A 24,668-nucleotide genomic window follows, 5' to 3' on the forward strand; every position below is an offset into this window, starting at 1 on the left:
CGGATTCTTACACAGAATCTTTTCGGCACGGCACACAAATCTGTGTTTCCGTCTCTCCGCACCATAGATATATTACAACAAAATCTGTACTTTTGTTTTGTTTCATTCTAGATACAAAACAAAAACTTCCGTCTTCTCCGGTTGTGGTTTGATCTATTTTTTGAAGCAACTCTGGCTGTAAAAGCGCATCGATCAAGGGTTCCCCCTGGGTAACACCCATCAGCACCTGCTTTCCTTGTGTTTTGGGAAGAATGGTTCCCGTTAGAGACAACATTCCGTTTTTAACTTCTGCTGTTTCAATATCCAACCATTCTCCCGCAGGAAGCAGCTGTTTTTCATGTAAAGGGCACATATCTTCTGTCGACCATGCGCAAAATTCAATTCGTGTATTCTTTCCAGCCTGCTCCGGAACCACAAGATATTTTTCTATCTCCACACCGCCCGGTGAAACAGTCTGCCTCCACTGCTGTCCACCTGTCATAACACCATTTTCCTTAAATACTGCTAGGAAAAGCACCTCATTGATTCCCTGAGGCAAGGTGTTTTGATATTCTGCCCGCAGCAAAACCTCTGTTCCCTGCAATCCGTCCAAAGAAGAAGCCGGCGTTCCAGCCTTGGTCACAAGCGTCATCTTTTGCGGAATAAAAACCGCTTGCTGCTGATGCAGCTTTTGTTGCTGTATCGGCATAATTTTATCCCAATACGCAACGCTTTCCGTATCCGTTGTTCCCATTGTCCCTTCATGAATATTTCCGTCTCCGGTAAAGGAGTAGGAAAACAATTTAGAGTAAAGCTTATTGTAGGAATATTTTTCTGCGTTTGGCGCCGCAAACGTATTATTACGCAAAATATTTTCCCGGGGAATCCCTATATCATTATCTGCAGTGATCGGATTAACAGAAAAATCCTGAAACATATCTTTGAATTTACCCATCAAAACCGGATACTGTTCTCTCCACCGTTCTTCTGCTCCGCTCTGCGCAATGCGTTCAAAACTCGCCTTGGTATTGACATAAGTCTCTCCATTCGGCGGCGTAATAGAAGCAACATGGGTAGCTTTACGCGTGATACTTGCCCGACAGTCAAACTGCATTCCCGTATCACAGTTTAAAAACACATTATCCTCTATCAGATTATTCCATCCGCCTCCAAACAAGGCCGCAGAAGAACAGCCATCTACCACATTATTTTTAACAACTGCTCCGCTGGTCATGTCATCTAAATATATGGCATGCCTTCCGGAATCTTTTTCGTCAAAAGATTCTTTTGAAATATCATGAATATAATTACGAAGTATCTGATTTCCCTGTTTGGTATAATCCCGCGCACAGGTATAAATCACACCTGCATCTGCGGTTTCCTGTAAGACATTATATATTTCGTTATTTTGAATCACAATTTGATTTCCTGCAAAATAAATTCCACTGTGGGGTGCATCAAAGATACAGTTATTTTCCACTATTCCTCCATTACCCCGAATCACAATACCTCCCTCCACCGTTCGGAAGGTTTGATTATAGGATGAAATACGACAGCCTTGCACCAGATTCTCTGACATTTCCAAAGACACATTCTCATTTTTCCGGATGCCGCTTTCATCAAACTGCACTCCAGCGCCTCCTAATTGGTTCATGATACAATCTTTTACCACAACATTTCTGCCGTCTAACACCCGGAGTCCATGGGTTCCTAAATTGCGGAAAGTACAGTTTTGAAATGTAATATATTCCGCTCCATCCATTTCAACGCCATGTCTGTTATTTTCAAACCGCAGTCCTTCCAAAAAAACAAATTTAGTATTCGCGCTTACTTGCAATACAGGGTCTGCATTCACTGCAAGTTCTAAAGAATCCAATTTTCCATCTTTGGGATAGTAATAAATTTTTTGGTTATCAGGCTCTATATACCACTCTCCCGGGATATCCAGCTCCTCCAGCAAATTCATAGCAAACACTGGGTTATTGGGACGGATACCAAAATGAGTTTTTCCATCCAGTATAACGGTATTTTCGGATATACTGCTGACTGCCTTAGCCTGATATGCCCAAAAATAGCCCCAATATCCCGCAAACACCAAATTCTGTGCCTGTATCCAACGCTGCAAGCGAGTATCATCACAGGTAAATACATTGCTGTTTGCACAAATCCCCCAGCTTTTTTCCGGTTCTTCGGTTTGCCCAGTTGCCGGGTCAATGCCCGGCACCACCTCTCCAATCCGCATCCATCCTTCGTTTGGATACCGTGCCAGCTGCTGCTGAACGCCGCTGGCATAAAGCTGATAATAATCTGTAGTTACCTGGGATTGATATCCCAAATTAGTTGGATATGGAACATAAGTTCCTAAAAGTCCGCTTATGTTTGCCTCATAGACCTTGCCCCTTGCCTTTTCCGGAATCCGCTCATCCTCAGACACAGTGAACGCTTCCGAAGATAAATGGACAGCTGAACTGATACTGACTGTATTGGCCTTTAATGCCCGAAATCGCACCGCGTGCTGTTTTGTACCGCTATCCTCAGAATGTAAGGAAAAGGCAGGATAACTTCCGGGTTGAAAAAATATCGTCATATCCATACCGCATGCATTGACAGCTTCTTTCCATGACCGAGCCAGGGCGGCTGCGGCGTCCGGCGTCCGCACCGGCGCAGAGGGATATCCCTCTGCGCCGTCATCTCCATCGGGAGAAAGATAAATGCCAAACATCCGAATGAGTACTTCCGGCTCAGCCGGCGCTAATCCAAACACTACCATTTTATATTCCGGCACTTCAATAATCGGATAATAAAGTCCATCCTTACCAAAAACCGATGCGGATACGAACCATCTGCCACCCATCTTACTGGGGGCGGGAGCAGGAACAGCAGTCCCATCTATACTGATGCGTTCTGCAGTACCAGACAAGACATGCCCTTTTAAGATACACCGAAACCCATTCGTTTCAAAACTGCCTGTTCCCCCCAACTCTTGCGTAAAGATTTGAACATCCACAAATGCCATATTGTTCTGGAAAGAAACAATTTCCTGTTGTTTTTCCACATATTTGCCATCGATTACCAGCATGCTGGAATTTTCTGCTGCAACTATGTATTCTGGCTGCTCATCAAGCGCAAAAATAACGCGTGGTACAGACAGCAAAGACAGCATCATAGATACACTTATGGTAAACGCTATCCATTTTTTCATAATTCCTCCCGCCGGTCACAGTGCCGGGTCTTCTATTGCGGATAAACCATTTTTTGATACAGCGGTCTTATGTTTTGTGTGTTTGTCCATGTATAGATCTCAATATAATATGTCCGTGCATCATCGGGAACAGAAAGAGTAAAATCTGTGTTCTGTTCTTGCCCAATCTCCATAGCTGGAAGTGCTGCCCGATCAATATCCACCGTAGTACCGTCTGTATCCACCAATACCGCAAAAACCTGAATATCCGGCATATCTTCCGCTGCATTATTTTGCAGCTTCACTTTTATTGCAGCATCTTTTCCACGATATGATGCAAGATCCTTAATTTCACTTCCATCTGCAAAGGTAACACTAACCACATCAAAAGCAGGTTTTTGTGTTGCAAAAGTCAAAGTATAATCTTCTTTCATACCGCTCACTTGTGCTCCATATGCATTTTTCTGTCCGGGCGATACTGGAATGGATTTGCTGACTGTAACCGTATAGGTTTGTTTTTCCTTTGCATTCTGAATAAGAAGATGAACCGTCTGTAAATCCTGATCCAACACCGCAGTAAAACTCTGTTCCCCGCCATTTACTTTAATATATTGGGTAACATCAGTGCCCTCTAATAGCTTGTAGTCAAATTTTAAATCCAACGGAACGGTTCCATCAATAACAGAAATGTCATCCACTCCCTCTGCAATACTTGTCTCTACAACCTTCATCCATGGCTTTGCAAAAGATTCCACCGAGATATCTTTAATTTGGAATGTTATCTTTTCTTTTCCTGCTGCACTTCCATCTAATCCAGCAAAAAACAACTCTGTAGGAATTCCTAAATAGCGGCTTCCATCATATTCTGTAACAGTCCCATTTACTACATTTCCCGGACTGGCAGAAGAAGATATCTGTACCTTTCCGGTCTCAGCCTCAATGACATATTCAATATCCGCCCATTCTTCACCACTCCCTTTTGTTGTATCCACAAGCCAAAAATTACTGCTTCCAGCTGTTACATTGTCCCAACTTCCATAATAAAAGTTCCAGTTATCTACACCAATTGTTGCTGCATCTCCATACCAAGTGGGACGAATTACTTCAATCCTGTCAGCGGTAAAGTAATAAGTACTGGTTCTAAGCGCACCAGCTATAAATCTTGGTCCTATGACAGAGCTTGGAATGCGCATACTGTATTTAATTCTGTAATAATCATTGGATCGAATCCCTTCCAGCGGAATCTTTAAGCTTGGCGATTGAAAACCTACAATTTGTTTTATATCCAAGGTGCCAACGCCATCTGTCACTGTCCATGTATTTTCTGGATTATCGCCGTTATCAAATCCACTATTTGGATTCAAAACAATATCAACCTTACTGTATGGTTTTTCCTCCGGTGGCTTCCCAGGTTCGTTATCAGAAGAAACAAGAATAAAATCTATCTTAATATCTTCCGCCGAACTTAGATTGTTTTTCGTTCCCGAAGGCCGGATGGTTACAGTATGCATGGTGTCCTCCAAATCCATTCGTGTGTACCAGGTTACAGGCTGATTATTGGTTTGATAATAAAGATCAATCTCCTGCTCCGGTTCTCCATCCACTGAAACCAGCATCTTACCAAAATTTGTGCCTATACGGTGTCCAATTAACAAAACCTGACCAAAGAATTCATAGGTGAGGCTGGCATCCGGATTCCTGGACTGTAACCCTGAGCCGTTTTGAGCTAAGTTTGCTTCATTCCAGTCGCCTTCACCATATGGAGTCCAGGCTCCTTGCTGCTCCATATAATCTGCATTAACAAAAGTACCGCTAAACGGATAATAATCTGTCCTGACGGGAGAAGAAGCATTCGGCTTGTTCCAGCTTCCGCAGTTAATCTGCGTCTTTAGAAAATCCGTATAAAATGCATAACCGGCATCATTAGGATGTGTATTATCTGAGGTGTACAATTTATCCCGTTCCAAATTACTACCGGGAGCAGCATCTCCTAAGCGGGAATCCATGTATTCCTGAATGTCAATATACTGCAATCCATAATGCGCTGCAATCTCTCTGTGCAAGTTTGCTCTGGTCGGGTTCGTACGGTTTGCAACCACACCTACACAAATTACATAGGGTATTTTCTCCATTCCCATTAACTGACGAATAATGCCTTCATATGCTCTGGCAGATACACTTTCACTCAGACTTTCATCATTTAATGAAAACTCAATGAATACAACATCAGGATTTTTTGAAATGACATCCCGCTGCGTACGAAGCAATCCATACGTTGACGGCGTACCACCGATACCGGCATTGATCTCTGTAAAACTGGTATTGCCTAAATCCAAAGTGTTAAGCCACTGTGTTATTTTTGTGCTCCATCGATTGTTGCTATTGGAAGCGCCTGCCCCCTCAGTGATGGAACCACCCAGATATGCTACATTCAGGTTTCCTTTATTGTATAGTTCGCCGAACGAAGCATCCATTGCATCAAAGACCGGAAGCGAAACATGGTCAATCACTTTTTCATCTGCGCTCAAAAACCGGATTTCATAGGACGAAGCCGCTTCTGCCGATGGAAGCTTGACTTTTTCTCCTACTGCGACCGCAAAAGATTCTGCTTCTGTTCCATCTGATTTTACAATCACGCCTTGTGCCGCGCTTGCCTGCCCCAGATTTCCAACCTTTACATAGATTTCCTGTCCCGCAGTGGCAGTACGCACAATTCCGCCATAGCTATCCATAAAAGCTACTTCTATTTTAGCCGGTCCGCTATCTTTCGTTTCCGCATAAACATTTCGGATCTGAAGCGTGGTCGGATTTTGGTTAACCGAAAAAAATTCCAGGGACTGCAGGGCTTTCACCTTATAATTGTTCTCATAAGGTCCCTTTATTTCTCCATTCACGCCGATATAGAGGTTGCTCTTTTCCCCTGCCGCTTCAATCCAGTATTCTATCGTCGTCCATTCACTCAAGTCCACCGCTCGGCTCTCATACGCTCCCGCATTGTCCGGCTGAAAAGTCATTTTCCATTCTGATCCGTCTTTTGCATATTGCGGCTGCAGAATAAATCCGGCAAATTTATTGTCCTCCGGATTCAGCAACGCCAAAGACCCCACCTTACCCATGGAATCCGATGGGCCATCCGGCATTCTCACATCATAGGACACATGATACCATGCCGCGTAAGAATTTTCCCATTTTCCATTTTGGCCCAGGAAGATCGACAGTGACGGCGAGCCGCCTGTCTTATTGATGGTCAGTCCATTTTCCACATCATACGATGGAGTCCCTTCACTCAGCCAATATGTACTGCCATTATAGCCGCTTAGATCTGGTATATATTTGTTTTCCTTTGGCGGAAGTTCCGGGCCGCTCTCCTTCGTTTCCGCATAAACATTTCGGATCTGAAGCGTGGTCGGATCCTGATTTGTTGACCCAAATCCCAGGGACTGCAGCGCTTCTACTTTATAACTGTTCTCATAAGGCCCCTTTATTTCTCCATTTACGCTGATATATATGTTGCTCTTTTCCCCTGTCGCTTCAATCCAGTATTCTATCGTTGTCCATTCACTCAAGTCCACCGCTCGGCTCTCATACGCTCCCGCATTGTCCGGCTGAAAAGTCATTTTCCACTCCGAACCATCCTTCGCATATTGCGGTGTCATAATAAATCCCGAAAACTGACTAGTCGCCGGATTCAATAATGCCAAGGTCCCTACATTGCCCATAGATGCTGATGGGCCATCCGGCATTCTCACATCATAGGACACATGATACCATGCCGCATAAGAATTTTCCCATTTCCCATTTTGACCCAGGAAGATTGACAGCGACGGTGAACCGCCTGTTTTATTGATGGTCAGCCCTGTTTCCGCATCATACGATGGAGTCCCTTCACTCAGCCAATATGTACTGCCATTATAACCGCTTAGATCTGGAGTATATTTGTTTTCCTTTGGCGGAAGTTCCGGGCCGCTCTCCTTCGTTTCCGCATAAACATTTCGGATCTGAAGCGTGGTCGGATCCTGATTTGTTGACCCAAATCCCAGGGACTGCAGCGCTTCTACTTTATAACTGTTTTCATAAGGCCCCTTTATTTCTCCATTTACGCTGATATATATGTTGCTCTTTTCCCCTGCCGCTTCAATCCAATATTCTATCGTCGTCCATTCACTCAAGTCCACCGCTCGGCTCTCATACGCTCCCGTATTGTCCGGTTTAAAAGTCATTTTCCAATCCGAACCATCTTTCGCATATTGCGGTGTCATAATAAATCCCGAAAACTGACTAGTCGCCGGATTTAATAATGCCAAGGTCCCTACATTGCCCATAGATGCTGATGGGCCATCCGGCATTCTCACATCATAGGACACATGATACCATGCCGCATAAGAATTTTCCCATTTCCCATTTTGACCCAGGAAGATCGACAATGACGGTGAACCGCCTGTTTTATTGATGGTCAGCCCTGTTTCCGCATCATACGATGGAGTCCCTTCACTCAGCCAATATGTACTGCCATTATAACCGCTTAGATCTGGAGTATATTTATTCTCCGCAGATACCGGTATTACTGTCATCATACTAAACAGCATTGCAGTCGCAATAAAAACAGCAAAAAATCTTTTCACAATTTTCCCCTCCTAGCACTAAAATCTATTTATAATTCTGCATAATTCTTCTCACAACGCACTTTTTTACCTTTGAAAGATCATTGTCCCAGATACGCATCCAGCTGACGCTGAATCTCTTCGATTACTTTTCGCTGTCCTGCTTCCTCTAATTTAGAAACCATTTCATTATACATTGCTTCATTTTCTGTGCCATTATCAACTGAAGCATATTCATTGCGCACTGTTGAAATCTGTGATAACTCCGTCTTAATCGGTTCAGTATCTAAAATAAAGCCAGAAATCGGAGATGGAATAGCCGTATCGTTCATTTGTTTTGTCTTTTCCCATACATCAGGCTCCTGACCTACCGTCAAATAAGCGTTAAACTGATTGCCAAACATCCATGCCGCATTAAGATTATAGCCACTCTCTGCAATAGGCTCAATATATTGCTCATCTATTCTGTTATAATGTTTTCCTTCAATTCCAAAGGCAATTAAATTGAATAATTCCTTGTCTGTCTGAACCAATTCCAGCATTTGAATCGCTTTTTCCTTGTTCTTGCTGGTACGCGAAATAGCTGTCATCGTTGCCATACCTGCATTCGCAGGAAGAAACGCCTCTCCGATCGGAATAAACGTCGCCTCTCGACCTGTTTTAGCCTTCCATTCCGCTTCAATTCCGGGTTTATAAACGGTATCTGTTACGGCATACTTTCCTGCAAGAATTTCAGAATCCACGTTTAAAACACTATTAATATCCTGCCGGATATATCCCTTTGCATACCAATCATTCATCTTTTTAACGGCTTCCTTATACTCCGGCGTATCCTCTATCAACTCTACCTTCACATACTCGCCTTTTGGCGTATCCACTCTGATACGGGCGCCACATTCCGGCGGAATAGATTCAAAATTTTCATTAATAAACACACTGCTCGTGGTTCGAGCAAACGGATACAAAGATGGCTCATTTTCCTTGATGGTCTGGAGATATGGTTCTAAATCATCAAGCGTTTTCACCGATGAAGCATCAAAATGATACTTTTCTGCCAAATCATTAAAAATGACAAGGCATTGCTGCCGGAAAAGAACCTGCTGGTTAGGAATACCATAAATTTTCCCATTTATTTTTGTTGCATCAAACAAATATTGTGGAATTACCTCACGCAATTGGGGCGCATTTTGATCAATTAATTCATCCATTTCCGCCAAAGCACCTTTCTGCACAGCAGTCAACACGTTATTGGTCCAATTTGACACAAAACACAAATCCATCTCTTGTCCCGAAGCATACAACATTGTCATTCGATCATCATAGGCGCCTGCATCTACAAATTGGATATCCAGCCGCGCACCTATTTTCTCTTCTGTAATTTTATTTACCGCATCCATTACCATTTGTTTGTCTGTCGGATTTTCTTTAGGGACATACCAAGTAAGTGTAGGGCCATCACTATTACCGTTCTTTTGCCCATCAGAACTGCATGCCGTTAAACTGGAAAGCATCATTCCGATCATTACTACCGCTAGTATTGTGTGTTTTGCTTTCATTATAACTCCTCCTTTATAATCAATTATTTTTTTCTTTTAAAAATTATCCCTTGACAGAACCAATGGTCAACCCTTTGACAAAATATTTTTGAAAAAAGGGAAAAACCAAAAGCATAGGGCCAATAGCAATGATAGCCATTGCCATCCTGACCGTTTCAGAAGGCAGATCAGCCATACTCAAGATGCTGCCAGGCACCATGTTTCCCGAAGAACTCATTCCCTGCAAAAGCTGAATATTCAATAAAATCCGTTGCAATAAATATTGCAATGTAATCAGCTTATCATCGCTAATATAAAGCATGGCTGTAAACCAATCATTCCATCGGGTCAGCGCTCCCAAAAGAGCTACCGTGGCCAATGCCGGTTTTGAAAGCGGTAATATCATTGTAAAGAAAATTCGATATTCTCCTGCCCCGTCCAGCAAAGCAGATTCACCAATGGAATCCGGAATCGATTTAAAAAAGGTACGAAGTAAAAAAACATGCCATACATTAATTAAACTGGGTAAAATATAAATCCATATGGTATTGTTTAAATGTAAATACTGGGTATTTAAAATATAAGTAGGAACCAATCCACCGGAAAAAAGCATGGTGAAAAAAATATAAAACGTAATTCCTTGTTTAAATACCATATTTCTTTTTGACAGCGGATAAGCCACCATAGACATCAGCACAACACTGAGCACTGTCCCCATAACCGTGACCAGAATTGTTACGCCATATGCACGCAGTATCGTGTCTGGGTTTTTAAATAAATACTGATATGCTGAAAAATCAATCTTCTTAGGAATGAGCTGATATCCATAAAGCGCCACATCTTTTTCATTGGAAAAAGACACAGCAAGAATCAGCAAAAACGGAAATAAAATGGCAGCACACATAAGAATGAATAAAATATGTATCCACCAATTGCTGCACCATCTTTTTTTTGCCAGCATAAGAACTCCCCCCTTTTTAAAATAATGCACAATCTGAATCGATCCGGTTAACAACATAGTTGGTAAGTATAATCATGATAAATCCTACTACCGACTGCAAAAGCCCGGTTGCAGCGGACATGGATAATCCGTCCGTCCCGATCTTCATGGTACGATAGATATAAGTATCAATGACATCTGTGGTAGAATACAGCTTGCCCACATCACGAGTCAGCTGATAAAAAAGTCCAAAATCCGCACGAAAAATATTTCCAATTGCCAATATAGTCATAATAATAATTAAAGGGCGAATAGATGGCAAGGTAACATGCCAGATGGCTTGGAACCGGTTTGCACCGTCCACTTCTGCTGCCTCATAATAAGATCGGTCTACCCCCATCATTCCTGCATAATAAGTAATACAATTAATACCTATATTTTTCCATAAATACGCAAGTGTTAAAATTGCAGGCCAGTACTTTGGTTCACTGTACCAGTCAATACCAGCCATCCCGAAACTCTTCAAAACTACATTTATAAAGCCATATTGTGGATTTAAAAGCGCATAAGTCATATAACCTACAATAACCCAGGATAGAAAATAGGGAATAATTAAGATAGTCTGATAAATTTTTATACAAAGACGAACAGAAACTTCATATAGCATCAAAGCCGTTACAACAGCTCCAACCGTACCGGTTGCAATAAACAATGAATTAAGCAAAAGGGTGTTACGAGTAATTCTAGTAAAATCATTAGAGCGAATTAAAAACTCAAAATTTTTCCATCCTACCCAGTTGCTTCCCAAAATGCCTAAATCAAACCGATAATCTTTAAATGCAATTACCAATCCTCCCATAGGAATATAATTAAAAATCAAAAGTAACAAAAGAGGTATTGCGCACATTGACAAAAGCTGTATCATGTTTTTATTTTTATACCATTTATTTTGGTTTAACTTAGGTGGTGCCGCAGTTTTCATCTTGTATTTCTGGTTATTTATCACAAACCATCCCTCCCTCTCTGCGGATTATTTATCTATTTTAATTATATCACCTATACATCTTTTTTTCTACTTTCCATTTTTGCTCTTTTCATCACAATTTTTGCCATTATATTTTGTATATTATAATTTTTCAGCAGCATAAAATCTTAACTAATTTTTATTAATAAAACACAAGGAACACAACTAATATATTCCCCTTTGATATACTAAAAAAAGCCCAGCAAAAGCTGAGCTTTTTTAGTGTATGAAATAATAACATCTGAGAAAGTATAATCCATCTTTTTTATAGATATTTTCTTAACAGTATCAAAATTTAATTTCTGTTTTTACATTCCCTGAAATGGGAATGTTTTTGTTTCTCATTCCCACTCCACAAATGTTTTATTTTACTAAACTTATTTGTTTAAGTTTTTAGCTGCTTGTTTATGTATTCTATTCTTATTTGCTCCATTATTTCACGGCTAAAAATTTTTTAGTATCAAAATAGTATCACTATCTATAAAACATCGTTCATACAATCTAATTAAATGCACTTTCGTTAAAGTGCCAAATTATTTTTTTAAATTATATATTGGCCAATGCTTAAATTCTTCTTTTTGTTTCACAGTAAGCTTATCATAATAATATTCAAAATCGGATTGATTATCAAGTATAATATTTATGCATGAAAGTACCATGCTATCCTCAGTATTATTTTTTAAGGATATGAGTAATTCCTTTTCTTCTTTTGATAATTGTCGAAGTCTCTTTATGGTTTGATAATAATTCACAACAACACTTATATCATCAGTATATGTTTGTCTTAAATATTCTATTGTCCTAATACATGTATTTAAATACTCATCATTATTTTTAATATCATAGCATCTAAGCATTTCCAGATATATTTTAATGCAGCGTTCCTTAGCCACCGGAGAAGGATCGCATTGCTTTATTGCTTCTTCATAGCTATTTATTCTGAAATTACAAAACATCAACCATAGGTCTGCATTAGTATCATTATAACATGGAACTTGATATTTTTCTCCTTTATCATCTTCAACAATTGTTTTCATGTACTTATGTAAATCAAAATAATTATATACTTTTTGAACACCATTATCATTAAAAACTACTATTGCAATGTTTTTATTTGCTATTCCAACATTGATTGCTTGAATTACATTTGATTGCGTTATTTCGCCTTTATTATATATAACAGCATTAACTAATGTTGCTATAGTTTCATTATCTTTTGCAGATAATTTACCTATGTCCACATCAAAATATACTCCTAAATAATCAAACATTGTTGCAATTTCTTGAAGATTCTTTTGAATAATTTTTAAATTTTCAAGATTTTTTTCATTTGGAACTATTTCAAAAAACGAATCCCCAATCGATACTCTTTTGTAGTTATTCCATGCAATCAAAAATTTAATATCTCTGATTCTTTCGTATAAGTTGCCTTGAATTTTAACATCAATCTTAGGAATAAAATGTTCTCCAATATTTGAAATATATATTCCTTTTCCAATTTTTGCTTTTATTCCGTTTTTATTATGTTGAATTACAAATTCGTCATAATATTTTTCATCACCAATATATACAGCTACATGACTGTGCTCGTTGATTTGACATATTGTAGCTTTATTTGATATTATTTCTTCTTTTAATTCAGTCTGATAGGCTTTTATATAGACATCATTGTTGAGCAAATATTTTATTGCATTTTTAATATTTCCAGCAAGTGTGAACTTGAAATCTTTAAGTTTTTTTACATCTTCGTTTGGAATACATTTTACACCTTTTTGATTCTGTCTTTCTGCAATAAATTGATTACATATTTTTAAAAACTGCTTTTTTTCTAATTTTTTTAATTTAATTCTTTTTTGCTTTTGATCTGTTTTAATGTTTTTTAAAATAGCGTGAATGTCATATGGCAGTAGTAAATTATAAAAAATTCTATACTGTGTATTTGATACTAGTTCAACAACAAAAAATATAACACCATCAAACAACAAGAAATTTTTTAAATCTGCAATCTCTACATCAAAAGATATTTCTTTCAAAGATAATTTTTGTACCTGGGTTCCTTTTACTTGTACAGTAATATAATCCAAAATATCTTCTTTCTTTTCAGTAGGATGTTTACGAACGATGATTTTTCCATCTACACTTGCCGTTTTATCATTCGTATCAATATGTGATTCAAGTCGAGAAAATTCGTTACATAAATTTTCAATCTTATTTACTGAAATTTCTTCTATTTTTTTCTTGGTTAATTCTCTTCTCATATAAAAAATCTCACACTCTATATTTTACAAATCCTGTCTATAATATTGATTTTCACAAGAAATCAAAAATGATTATTTTAGAACATTTTTCTCTCTATATTAATACTTATCGCTTAACTTAAATGTAATCAACAACGATATATTCACCCAAATCACCAGTAACATTTTTTGAACGAATCAGTTTTTCTTCACGCATCTTAGACAGTAACTCTCCATAAATTTCTATTAATTCCAGTCCGGAATATTTTGAAAAATCCATTATATCTAATCCCTTACTTTAATTATTTAGCAAAACCTTTATAACTTCCAAATCCAAGCATATACGCAGCCATCGCAATTGCCAAATCTTCCGATTCAAAATTCTGTTCGCTCGCCATAGCTCTCAACTTTTCCAACCAATGCCGTCAGATTATCAAAGTTTATTGATGTTTCTCCGCAATAACCACGGAAATTCTTTATTCTAAGAGTTTTGATCTTCATAAATATGCCTCACAATGAACAACAATATTACTTGTCATAAGTTTCTTCAATATCTGACCAACGAGGAATAACTAATCTTTCACCATAATGTTTCTCATAACTATCAAGAAACTGACGTTTCCACGAAGCTGCTGAATTGTGTGTTTTCGGATTTTGATAAACCGCTTCCTCAATGGCTGAAATAAAATCTTCCATCGTTCTAAACATAGGATAATTACCACGTTGAGTACTATACCATACACCAGGGCGAATCTTATGTACAACATTCTGCTTAACTTGTAAATTAATTGACCAATCTCTCATACGACGTGTTATCTGCCAAACCTTCTTCAACCAAAGATCTTTAATAGTAACTATACCATCGTCGCTCATATCATAGCCAAAAATCAAATAATCTACGTGAAGCATATATGGCTTTTCGATTATTTCCTCTTCGTACATTCTAAAATCAGCAATATCGAAACCTGGCGAAGCATTTCGATTAAAAGCCTTTACCTCTAACAAGTTTTTCGTTAAATCATCTGGATTTAAGAAGAAATCTGGTGGCATTTGAGTGTTTTCGCTTGGTGCATACTCAATGCCTCTTTTATCTAGCCATCCTTGCAACCACTCTTGAATAATATTACCAACAACATCTTTTTGGTGAACTATAATATCTACATCTCCGAGAAAAAACTTTATTTGACCTTGTAGTTCAAGAATTCTATCTTCATTAATCAGTTTATCATATACCTCTTGGCTTGTAAGTCTCATATTGCATTATACCTCCTTGCAATAAATATCAAGTACACGAGTTGATACCTCTGCAATGACAGGTACAACTACTGTATTACCTAACAAATCATAACCTAAACTTTTTTCTACATCTAATTTATAATCATCAGGATAGCCAAACAAGCGTAAACCCTCTTTTAACGACAAAGTTCTCAAACCATTACCATCTGTAACATACAAATGCTGCATATCCATCGCTACAAGTGTAGGTGCAATATCATTATCACCCATAATCTTGCTAATTTCAAAGGACATTTTACCCGCAACAATATTATATCCTTTTGGTAGTTGTGTGTCAGGTTCTCTATGATTGCCGACTTTTTTCTTTGGGTGTTCATAGCGAAGATATTTTTTATGTACAAGGTCGTTTAACATATCTTCAAGTTCAGGATGATTAAAAAAAGTTTTTATTTGATTAAGTGTTAATGGCATTCCGTCCATCCAATCAATTCCATATTCTTCTGCCCATTTCTTTTTTCTGCGCTCTTTTAACATTGTGTTCAATAACTCTCTTTGAGTTTTACTAACAGAACCTTTGATTTCAATATCCCAACTATGTATATTGTTTTCTCCTCCACGTTTATCTTTGATTGATTTACCTGCTAGTTCTTCAATTGAATAATGTGCCAATAAGTTATCAATAAATTTGCTATGTTCTGTAGGCAAACCTTTTTCAAGGATATCTCCTAATACTGCTGACGTGTGCTTAAAATTAGAAATGTCAGGGCACTCTCGTAATGTACCGACAATATAGATTCTTTTTCTTTCTTGAGGTATTCCAAAAAATTTAGCATTTAACACCCTCCAAGAAACCTTATAACCCAACATATCTAAATGTCCAAGAATAGTTCTAAGCGTTTTTCCGATCTTATCTTTCGCATTCTCCTTATCGTGGTTTACAAGTCCTTCAACATTTTCAAGCACAAATCCATATGGCTTCTTTTCTTTTAATATTCGTTCAACTTCAAAAAAGAGTGTACCTCTTGTGTCTGCAAATCCCAAACGCTTTCCAGCCGAAGAAAAGGCTTGGCAAGGAAATCCAGCCAACAAAAAATCAAAATCAGGGATATTCTTAGCTTCTATTTGCGTAATATCTCCGTGAATTTTCTCATCAGGATGATTCTGCTTTAAGACTTCAACAGCGTGTTGCTTAATTTCTGAAGTAAAAACACACTCAGAGGTATATCCTTTTCTATTGCAAGCAATTTCAAAACCTTTACGAATGCCACCAATTCCAGCAAAAAGGTCAATAAATCTAATATGCTTATTCATTTTCATTATCCTCCAAGACAACTTCTGTTATATCTCCAATATCACAATGTAATACTTCGCATATTTTTTCAAGTGTTTCAATAGGTACAGATTCATCACGTCCCAGTTTAGCCATTGCGTTTGAGCTGATCTTTGCAGCAGTACGAAGCTGTGTTTTGTTCATTTTTTTATCTATCATTAACTTCCAAAGTTTGTTGTATGACCTTGCCAAAGTACAATCCTCCCTGCAAATACATTGTTTCATTTATTATAGCAGATATAGCTTTGAAATTCAACATCTTTTTGCTAAATTCAAAATAATATTGCAAATCTCAATTGTAATTAGAGGATTATTTAAATGGGAGATGGATGTTTTGTACTCCATCTCCTTTTGGAATTACACAAATATAAAATCTGAATTCACAATATCCGTCACTCTGCTGCGGATATTGTTCATCCTCTGCACCCACAGCATTTGGTTTTCAGCTTTGAGTTTTTCCGTTACGCCTTCTTGTTCTGCATATTTTGATATAAGGTCGTTCAGCATATTATAAGCTTCACGATCAATTTCATAAATGTATTCATCCAGTTTACCCTGTAAAATCAAAGATGTATAAAACCCTTTGCGGTATTCTTTTATAAACTCTTTATGTAATCTGCCATAAACTCCGATTGGGTAGCGTTTTTTTGGCACTTCGACATTTGGATAGTAATAATCTCCGCGCTTTACATACTCAATTCCGTTTTCAATAATTTTTTCTTTCATGATTAAATTCTCCTTTTCATTTTATCCTTAACCACCCAAACAGGAATGTGGCACATTCCTGTAGAGGCAGTTAATGGAAAGTATTATTTTGTAATATCCGAGCGTTTTTGTGATTTTTGTTTATTTATAATTTTAAGTATTTCTTGTATTTTATCAAATCCGAAATATGATTTAATCTTATCATAATCTCTTACTTGAACTTTTAACTGGCTGTTTTCCAAATTCAAATTCCATACTTTTGATTTATAACTTTCTTTTTCTTTAGTCAGTTTATCGATAATTTCCGACGATTTTTCTTCGGCTTTTTCTGCCCGGTAACATCTGCGTGCAAGATTTTTTACAATCTCCAATAGTTTTTTTATAAAAGGCTCAACATACTTTGATTTATATGTTTTTGCTGACATTAAAGGCGGAGCATTTTTGATTTCAAAATCTTCATTTTCTTTTATTTTTCTAACCGTTACCATTGCATATTCCTCAGCATTTTTATAAGTTTTCATCTCCTCCTTCAATTCTTCTTTTTTATCTTCAAGAGCTTCCACTTCTTCAATAAGTTTATCTCTCTTAAATTCACTCACAGATTTATGCTTTTCGTGTGTATTTTTTTGATCCCATTCAATGTCATGATCAAGCATAATTTTTGATAAAACTTCCTTTTCAGAATTTCGCCATTTAATTAGTTCCGTATTGCGTCGTCCCATTCCAATGAAACCTTGTTGATTTAACGCACTTTTTAATGAAACTCTTGTATCAAGTTTTCTATTGCCTTCCGTAGTGAACGGAACAAAGTCAATATGTAAATGCGGTGTTGCTTCATCCATATGCAAGTGAGCAGAGAATACATAAAGTTGTGGATTTCTGTCTTTAAATCCTTTCATATACTCATCAAGGATTTTCTTTGCAAGCTGCCCGTTTTCCGTCGTAGCTCCCATATTATCCTTATCTCCAATCTGCACTATGATTTCGTGAAAAGGTTTTTCCTGCTTGCTTTCTTGACTGATTTTTTTATAATAATTTGTAATATGTCTATCCTTGCGTGTCTGCTTCTCGTTGTGTCTTTTAACAGCATCATCAAACAATTTATGATACACAGTTCTGATATTTTCCCTGCAGTAAGTGATGTTATTTTGGGTGCGTTCTTTATCAACATTTTCTGCTGTAAATTTTCTGTCGTTATGGTTTACCGAGCCTTTACCCGTCATAATGGATATTGTTCTTTGCATAGTATTTTCACCTCGCTGATTGTATTTTCAAGTGAGCGATAGCGAACTGAGCTTTTGTTCAATAAGTTGGGCAACGCCTGCCGTCATTCAACAAAATATTCCTTAATTGCGAACACAGTGAGCATCTTTTTGTTTTGTTACTTTTGTCAAAAGTAACGCAAATGCACTTTTGTCAGCAAGCCAACAAAAATGCGGCTACCTACGGCAGTTTGCGCTCCTGCGGAGAGCTTGTTCGGCTATCGCCGAAGTGTATGCCGCCTATAGCTGCACACACCGCAGACGGCAGATATTTTTTACATAAAATCTGCCGTCTGCAATGGTGGAGAACGTTCAAAAATTTCACGTTCTCACCTATCGGCAATCCATCACTTTTGTGCCTTCATTGCCTACACAGGAATGTGGCACATTCCTGTAAATATCTCTTAAGGAAAAATTACCACTGGAAGCTTTCCGGCACTCCTTTTTCATCGAGATATTTTTTGCGTGCTTCCTCACACTCCTGTTCCGTTTCTGCAGTTTTATATTTTGTGTAGTAACTCCGCATGGAAATTCTGTCTAACTTCTTCTGAAGTTCTTTTTTGATTTCACGCTCCAAATCGAATAGCTCTTCATCGTCATATCCGATTTCTTCACTGTAAAAAAACTTAACCAATTTGACAAACAGAGCTTCGCTTATTTGCAGCTGTTTCATATTTTTCCTCCTTTCCGTGACGGTCGTGACGATATTTTAGATACCTATATCGTCACTCTAAATACCGTCACTATCGTCACCATCGACACGCTTTATTCCTCTTTAGGAACATATTGGAATGTCACCTGTCTGCCCGAATGAGTTCGTGTATTCTCATATGCTATTTGATATTCATAAAACAATCTGTCTGCATTTACATTCAGATGTCTTGTCATTGTGTTCGGCTGAATATCGAGGCTGAGTTTGGAAATCAACTCAGTTGCAGTTCCAGTCCATTCAGGAATATCAGCATTTACAAATTCCGAAACCCTTTCGAGGATATCATCAGTTGGAAGCTTCCAAAGTTCATTTTCGATTTTTGTCAGTTCCCAAAGGCAGTGTTCAGAATTGAATTTCAAATACAATCTTTGATCTTGCTGATCTCTGCCGACAATATCGAGCGTTGCTTTCGGCGATGTGCGTTTTTCTTTTTGAAGAAGAAACGCACCGTCAGCAGCTCCAAGGAGTCCGTTTGTTCCCGATATTGTTTCAAAGCAATCATCTGCATGCTGTTTACGCGTATGATGTACCAAAAGCAGACAAACATTGTTACTGTCACTGAATTTTTTCAGTTTTGTGACAATATCATAATCGCTTCCATAACTGTATTTATCACTTCCGGCATCACGGATTTTTTGCAAAGTGTCAATGATAATCAACTTTGTATCTTTGTGCTTTGCCATAAAATATTCCAGCTGTTTATCCAGTCCTTCATTGAGCTGATTTGAATGTGTGGACAAATAAAAATTCTCATTTTCCGTATCGCCGAACATGGTATATAATCTGTGCTGAAGTCTGGCATAATCATCTTCCAGCGCAAGATACAGAACAGTTCCGTTATTGACTTTATAACTCCAAAGATTGGTTTCTGTGCTTATATGATATCCCAGCTGCGCCATAAAGAAGGATTTACCAACCTTCGGTGCACCTACAAATAAATAGGTGCCGCTGTATAAAAGATTTTCAATGATTGGTGTTCTCGGTTTGTAAACTTCGTCATATAAGGCTGTCAGCGATTTTGCCGGCAAGTAATACGGATTGCTCATCTGTCTGTAAAATTCCTGCATTTCATCCATAGCAATATCGTCAAATTTTTCTTCAAACATAAAATTCACCCCTCTTTCTATTGAAAAATCAATAGAAATGTGGTAAACTATCTTTTCGTAGTGAGGAAGTGTTTACCACATTCCTTATCCCAAAGTATTTGCTTATACTTTGGGATTTTTATTTTTCTTCCAAATCATGATAGGTCTTTGCCAAAAGGTTTATGGTGTCTAATACCTCATCGGTTACATCGCTTGATTTTTCTATACGCTTCAGTTCGGATAATATTTCCCGTATTCCGTCGCGCATAGCTTTGAAAAGTCTTGAATTCGGCTGTACAATGACGTCACGCTCCTGCAATCGGCAAACAATATATTCCTGTTTGGTCAATCCGGAAAGTCTGACGCGCGTATCCAAATCTTTTGCCTCCTCAAAGGAAACTCTGAATGAAACCGTTTTTGCTCTCCACCTGCCCTTATTATCCAATGATTTCATCATCAAAATCACTCCTTTCATCTTCGAGTTTATCAGCCATTTCTATTTGCTTTGAGGGGAACAGGTGCGCATACCGATATGTGATTTCAACACTTTCGTGTCCGACACGATCGCCAATCGCAACAGCTGAAAATCCCAAATTGATTAAATGTGATATATGGCTGTGGCGAAGCTCGTGTATCTTGATTCTTTTAACCCCAGCCGCTTTTGAACCACGTGCCATTTCATGATGCATAAAGCTTTTTGTTATCGGAAAGATTCTGTCCTCAGGATTTAAACCATACAGCGTTTTCATATATTCTCTGAGCTCATCACACAGAAAATCAGATAGAGAAATCGTCCGAATACTTTTCTTTGTTTTCGGAGGGGTTATTACATCCTCGCGGTTGATACGCTGATAGGATTTATTGATATTGAGCGTTTTATTTTTCAAATCGATATCCGCAGCTGTAAGCGCAAGCATCTCGCCAATACGCAGACCGCCCCAGTACAAAACTTCAAACGCATAATACGATATGGGCTTGTCCATAATTGCGTAGGAAAACTTTTTATATTCCTCTGTTGTCCAGAAGTTTACTGTACTGGCATTCTTTTCGCCTATAGAACCCGCTTTGGCGGCCGGATTTTCTTTCAATCCGTAAAATCGCACTGCGTGATTAAAAATTGCACTCAACTGATTATGAATTGCTTTTAGATAAGTCTGCGAATATGCCGCGCCATTTTCATCACGGTAACTCATGACTTCGTTTTGCCACCTGATCACATCTTTCGGTGCAATATCGCTCATTTTCATATCACTGAAGAATGGCAGTATCTTTTTACGAATAATGCTTTCTTTGGTAAGATAAGTAGTTTCTCTGATCCTCTGCTTCATATCTCTAATGTAAATCTCAACGAAGCTTGAAAACTTCATTTCCGGATTACTGCTTGACTGCATTAAAAATTCTCTTTCCCACTCTAAAGCCTCCCTTTTTGTTGCGAATCCGCGTTTCATTTTCTTTTCACGCTGACCGGCTTGTTTTTCGTAATAAAACGAAGCATACCATTTTCCTGTTTTCTTGTCTTTGTAAGACGGCATTGTTTATTCCTCCTTTTCAAAATGTTTTTTATAGACCTTTTCCGCAAAGTATTCACGGTTGAGTCTGCCGCTGATTACAAGATAGCCTTTCGCCTTAAGTTCCTCATTTAGCTGTTTAATGAGTTTATATGCATAGGCTTGAGAAACTCCAAGTTCTTTGGCTACTTCATCTGCTCGCATAAATAACTTGTTTTCCATTTTTATATCCTCCTTCATTATATTTACTAAACATATTTGTTTAGTTATTGATTGTATTATACTAAACATTTTTGTTTATGTCAAGTGGTTTCTGAAAAATAATTAAACTTTTTTGTTTAATTTCTATTGATTTTTATTTTGTAATATGATATACTAAATAAAAATGTTTAATCTATGAGGTGTTTTGCTATGGCTATCGGTAAAAGAATAAGGTATTTCCGCACATTATTAAATCTCACCCAAAAGGAATTGGGAAGAAAGCTTGGTTTTCCTGAAAGGGCTGCTGATGTTCGTGTTGCACAATATGAATCTGAAACACGAGTACCAAAACAAGATATGATTAAAATGCTTTCAAATATTTTAGGCGTTTCGGAAAGAGCTTTGACCGTTCCCGATATTGATACTGAAATCGGACTGATGCATACGTTTTTTGCACTGGAAGATACACAGCACTTTCAGATCGGAGAAACGGAAAACGGCAATATGTGCATATATTTGGATAAATTCGATACCGCAACACACACCTTGGCGCAGGACTTCCGCGCTTGGTATCAAGAATACCAAAAATTCGTTAACGGTGAAATAACGAGGGAAGAGTATGACAAATGGAGATATACATTCCCTCAGATTGAAGCGGAACGGTTTAAGGAAAACCTTGAAGAACTTCGTAAAAAGAATAAAACGGACAATTAGTAGGGAGGAAATATAATGAATAAGCTCCAATACGATAGCTTTTATAAATTTATAGTTTCCGTCGGAATTATCTTGATTACTGCCCCTATATTAGGAATATACTATTACTTTACAGGTTCCAATGATATTTTAATAACCAGGCAAGAGTTTAGTGAATTATCTGATTTTTCATTGCAAGCTTTAAATAACAGGATGACAATATCAAGAATAATATCAATCATTTTTCCCTGTATATGCTTTATTCTTATAGCTTTAGGTTTAGTTTGTATAATATATGGTTGTATCAAATGGCATAAGATTCAAGCAGACTTGGATGAACAAACACATCTAGATACTTTTATGAAACGCATCAATGCTCAACAACTTACACCGACAGAAATAGCCGAACGTACGATTAATGAAGTAATTGAAGACAATAATGATTCTTCAAGTTCAACATCTGTCATTTCTCACAAACAACAAGAAGCAATTATGCGTGGTTTTAGAATGGAAAAGCTGTATTATGATTATCTATACAGGCATCAGCGAAAGTTTTATGATATTAAGCAAAACATCCGAGTAGGGTCTAAAGAGTATGATATTGTTGCTGTTTCAAAACTAACCAATACAGACTATTTATACGAAATAAAGGCATGGAATTCATTGAATCCTCAGGCAATTCATCATCAAATCACATCTCAAAAAATTATATCCAAAATGGAGGAAGATTCACTAAATTATATAAAAGTCACTAAGCGTAATTGTATTTACAAATTAGTTATTATCACTTCAAAAAAATATGTTAACGAAACTAATATGCTGGTTTCAAAAATTCTGAATAATTCTTATGAATTTGAAATCGAATGTTATTCAGAAGACCAACTTTCTGATTAATATGCAAAAAATCCCCCTGAAAACATTTGTGTTTTCAGGGGGATTCGTTTGTTCTTATTTATAGCCTGCAATGATATTTAGTATCATTTTAGTATCACAGGCTGTTTTAAAACCTAAAAAACCCAGTGTTTAAGCCACTTTTTGGGTTTTGATTCATCATTCCCACTCGATTGTACCAACCGGTTTAGGTGTCAAATCATAACAAACGCGATTAACCCCTTTTACCTCCTTTAAAATACGGTCGGTAATCTTAAGCAATATGGGCCATGGCAGCTGCTCAATAGTGGCCGTCATGGCATCTACAGTATTTACTGCCCGCAAAATAATTGGATATTCAAAACATCTTGCGTTATCACGAACGCCTACGGATTTAAAATCGGGAATGATGGTAAAATACTGCCACACCTGGCGATCCAATCCTGCATTTTTAAATTCCTCCCGCAAAATAGCATCTGCTTCTCTAACCACTTCCAATCGCTCCCGGGTAATGGCGCCAAGACATCGAACCCCTAGGCCCGGTCCCGGAAACGGTTGACGATATACCATTTCATCCGGCAGTCCTAATTCTAATCCACACGCACGCACCTCATCTTTGAACAACTGACGAAGCGGTTCTACCAGTTCAAACTGCAGATCTTCTGGTAGTCCTCCCACATTATGGTGAGATTTAACCACTTTAGCTGTTTTAGTCCCGCTTTCTACAATATCGGGATAGATGGTTCCTTGTCCAAGATATTCAATGCCTTCCAGCTTCCTTGCTTCTTCTTCAAATACACGAATAAACTCGGCCCCAATAATTTTTCGTTTTTTCTCCGGGTCAGACACTCCTTCCAGCTTGTTTAAAAACCGCTCGCTAGCATCTACGTAAATCAAATTGGCTCCCAGTTCTTCCCGAAAAACCTTCACAACCTGCTCTGCTTCACCCTTACGCAGCAATCCATGATTTACATGGACACAAGTAAGATTGTTTCCAATTGCCTTTAAAAGCAGCGCGGCTACCACAGAGGAATCCACACCTCCAGAAAGCGCGAGTAATACTTTTTTATCTCCCACCTGCCTGCGTACCAGTTCGACCTGATCGGAAATAAAATTTTTCATATTCCAGTTTGCTTCCGCGCCGCAGGCATCAAAGACAAATAGCTTCAGCATGGTCAAAAGGTCTTCTTCGTCCGCAGGTAGTACAGAGACTTTCTTTTTGCACAAAGCCGCCTCATGTGCAACTGCTATTATCGGTATCCCCGCATGATAAATCTCTTCTGAAACATATATTTCTTTCCCCTCCACAACATGATTCGGGCCACCGTTTATGATAATTCCCTTTACATTTGGAAGTTGAGCCAATTCCTTTTCGGTCAAATCGTGAGGGTAAATCTCACTGTATACGCCCAAAGCACGAACCGCCCGTGCCACTCTTGTATTTTCTTCGCTTCCTAAATCTAAAATAACAATCATATCTTGTTTCATAACGTATTCTCCTATTCCAAATTCTTTAACAGCATTTTATACTTCATCTTTTAATTATATTTCTTATACATCATTTCAACA

Annotated in this window: 20 protein-coding genes; 2 read left to right on the top strand and 18 right to left on the bottom strand. The window is 38.0% G+C overall.

Annotation, left to right across the window (positions count from 1 at the left end; genetic code table 11):
- Nucleotides 1-7: 7 nt before the first annotated feature.
- The 17 genes from INF28_RS04445 to INF28_RS04525 all read right to left on the bottom strand — a co-directional run bounded on the left by INF28_RS04445 (nucleotide 8) and on the right by INF28_RS04525 (nucleotide 21,557).
- Nucleotides 8-3,181 carry a right-handed parallel beta-helix repeat-containing protein gene (locus INF28_RS04445; RefSeq protein WP_226392272.1) on the bottom strand — a complete coding sequence of 1,058 codons (3,174 nt, stop codon included), beginning with the start codon at nucleotides 3,179-3,181 and terminating at the stop codon, nucleotides 8-10.
- 32 nt (nucleotides 3,182-3,213) lie between these two features.
- On the bottom strand, nucleotides 3,214-7,782 hold the full coding sequence (locus INF28_RS12990) for an SGNH/GDSL hydrolase family protein (RefSeq protein WP_226392273.1): 4,569 nt from the start codon (nucleotides 7,780-7,782) through the stop codon (nucleotides 3,214-3,216).
- An 80-nt stretch (nucleotides 7,783-7,862) separates the two neighbouring features.
- Nucleotides 7,863-9,317: an extracellular solute-binding protein gene (locus tag INF28_RS04455; RefSeq protein ID WP_226392274.1), complete on the bottom strand. Its 1,455-nt coding sequence runs from the start codon at nucleotides 9,315-9,317 to the stop codon at nucleotides 7,863-7,865.
- A gap of 43 nt (nucleotides 9,318-9,360) precedes the next feature.
- Complete coding sequence (locus INF28_RS04460; RefSeq protein ID WP_226392275.1) at nucleotides 9,361-10,257, bottom strand: carbohydrate ABC transporter permease; 897 nt, start codon at nucleotides 10,255-10,257, stop codon at nucleotides 9,361-9,363.
- Nucleotides 10,258-10,273: 16 nt separating this feature from the next.
- Nucleotides 10,274-11,143 carry an ABC transporter permease gene (locus tag INF28_RS04465; protein WP_226392276.1) on the bottom strand — a complete coding sequence of 290 codons (870 nt, stop codon included), beginning with the start codon at nucleotides 11,141-11,143 and terminating at the stop codon, nucleotides 10,274-10,276.
- 650 nt (nucleotides 11,144-11,793) lie between these two features.
- Nucleotides 11,794-13,518, bottom strand: coding sequence for a hypothetical protein (locus INF28_RS04470; protein WP_226392277.1), 1,725 nt, complete (start codon nucleotides 13,516-13,518; stop codon nucleotides 11,794-11,796).
- Nucleotides 13,519-13,636: 118 nt separating this feature from the next.
- A complete protein-coding gene (locus INF28_RS04475; protein ID WP_226392278.1) occupies nucleotides 13,637-13,777 on the bottom strand; it encodes a hypothetical protein in 141 nt (46 codons plus the stop codon).
- Between the two features lie 248 nt (nucleotides 13,778-14,025).
- Nucleotides 14,026-14,751: an NgoBV family restriction endonuclease gene (locus tag INF28_RS04480; protein WP_226392279.1), complete on the bottom strand. Its 726-nt coding sequence runs from the start codon at nucleotides 14,749-14,751 to the stop codon at nucleotides 14,026-14,028.
- Between the two features lie 6 nt (nucleotides 14,752-14,757).
- Entirely contained in the window at nucleotides 14,758-16,044 is a 1,287-nt protein-coding gene (gene dcm / locus INF28_RS04485) for a DNA (cytosine-5-)-methyltransferase (RefSeq protein WP_226392280.1), read from the bottom strand.
- Nucleotides 16,037-16,255, bottom strand: a complete 219-nt coding sequence (locus tag INF28_RS04490) for a helix-turn-helix domain-containing protein (protein WP_226392281.1) — start codon at nucleotides 16,253-16,255, stop codon at nucleotides 16,037-16,039. Before INF28_RS04490 ends, dcm begins: the two co-directional genes overlap by 8 nt.
- 165 nt (nucleotides 16,256-16,420) lie before the next feature.
- Nucleotides 16,421-16,789 (bottom strand): TnpV protein, encoded by a 369-nt coding sequence (locus INF28_RS04495; RefSeq protein WP_226392282.1) that lies wholly within the window; start codon nucleotides 16,787-16,789, stop codon nucleotides 16,421-16,423.
- Nucleotides 16,790-16,872: 83 nt separating this feature from the next.
- A complete protein-coding gene (locus tag INF28_RS04500; RefSeq protein ID WP_226392283.1) occupies nucleotides 16,873-18,012 on the bottom strand; it encodes a plasmid recombination protein in 1,140 nt (379 codons plus the stop codon).
- 433 nt (nucleotides 18,013-18,445) lie between these two features.
- The gene (locus INF28_RS04505) at nucleotides 18,446-18,703 is read right to left on the bottom strand and encodes a complexin-2 (RefSeq protein ID WP_226392284.1); all 258 of its coding nucleotides are present in this window, start codon (nucleotides 18,701-18,703) and stop codon (nucleotides 18,446-18,448) included.
- 92 nt (nucleotides 18,704-18,795) lie between these two features.
- Nucleotides 18,796-19,848, bottom strand: a complete 1,053-nt coding sequence (locus INF28_RS04510; protein ID WP_226392285.1) for an AAA family ATPase — start codon at nucleotides 19,846-19,848, stop codon at nucleotides 18,796-18,798.
- A gap of 118 nt (nucleotides 19,849-19,966) precedes the next feature.
- Entirely contained in the window at nucleotides 19,967-20,284 is a 318-nt protein-coding gene (locus tag INF28_RS04515) for a plasmid mobilization protein (protein WP_404815142.1), read from the bottom strand.
- A complete protein-coding gene (locus INF28_RS04520; RefSeq protein WP_226392287.1) occupies nucleotides 20,265-21,359 on the bottom strand; it encodes a site-specific integrase in 1,095 nt (364 codons plus the stop codon). Before INF28_RS04520 ends, INF28_RS04515 begins: the two co-directional genes overlap by 20 nt.
- A gap of 3 nt (nucleotides 21,360-21,362) precedes the next feature.
- The gene (locus INF28_RS04525; RefSeq protein WP_226392288.1) at nucleotides 21,363-21,557 is read right to left on the bottom strand and encodes a LysR family transcriptional regulator; all 195 of its coding nucleotides are present in this window, start codon (nucleotides 21,555-21,557) and stop codon (nucleotides 21,363-21,365) included.
- Between the two features lie 189 nt (nucleotides 21,558-21,746).
- Between INF28_RS04525 and INF28_RS04530 the strand changes: the two genes are divergently transcribed.
- Entirely contained in the window at nucleotides 21,747-22,250 is a 504-nt protein-coding gene (locus tag INF28_RS04530) for a helix-turn-helix domain-containing protein (RefSeq protein WP_226392289.1), read from the top strand.
- A 15-nt stretch (nucleotides 22,251-22,265) separates the two neighbouring features.
- On the top strand, nucleotides 22,266-23,123 hold the full coding sequence (locus INF28_RS04535) for a hypothetical protein (protein ID WP_226392290.1): 858 nt from the start codon (nucleotides 22,266-22,268) through the stop codon (nucleotides 23,121-23,123).
- 156 nt (nucleotides 23,124-23,279) lie between these two features.
- Here the strand turns inward: INF28_RS04535 and guaA are convergent, their stop codons facing one another.
- Nucleotides 23,280-24,587 carry a glutamine-hydrolyzing GMP synthase gene (guaA, locus tag INF28_RS04540; protein ID WP_226392291.1) on the bottom strand — a complete coding sequence of 436 codons (1,308 nt, stop codon included), beginning with the start codon at nucleotides 24,585-24,587 and terminating at the stop codon, nucleotides 23,280-23,282.
- Between the last annotated feature and the right edge of the window lie 81 nt (nucleotides 24,588-24,668).

It is taken from the genome of Ructibacterium gallinarum (assembly GCF_014982785.1).
In the GTDB taxonomy this organism is placed as follows: domain Bacteria; phylum Bacillota; class Clostridia; order Monoglobales; family Monoglobaceae; genus Ructibacterium; species Ructibacterium gallinarum.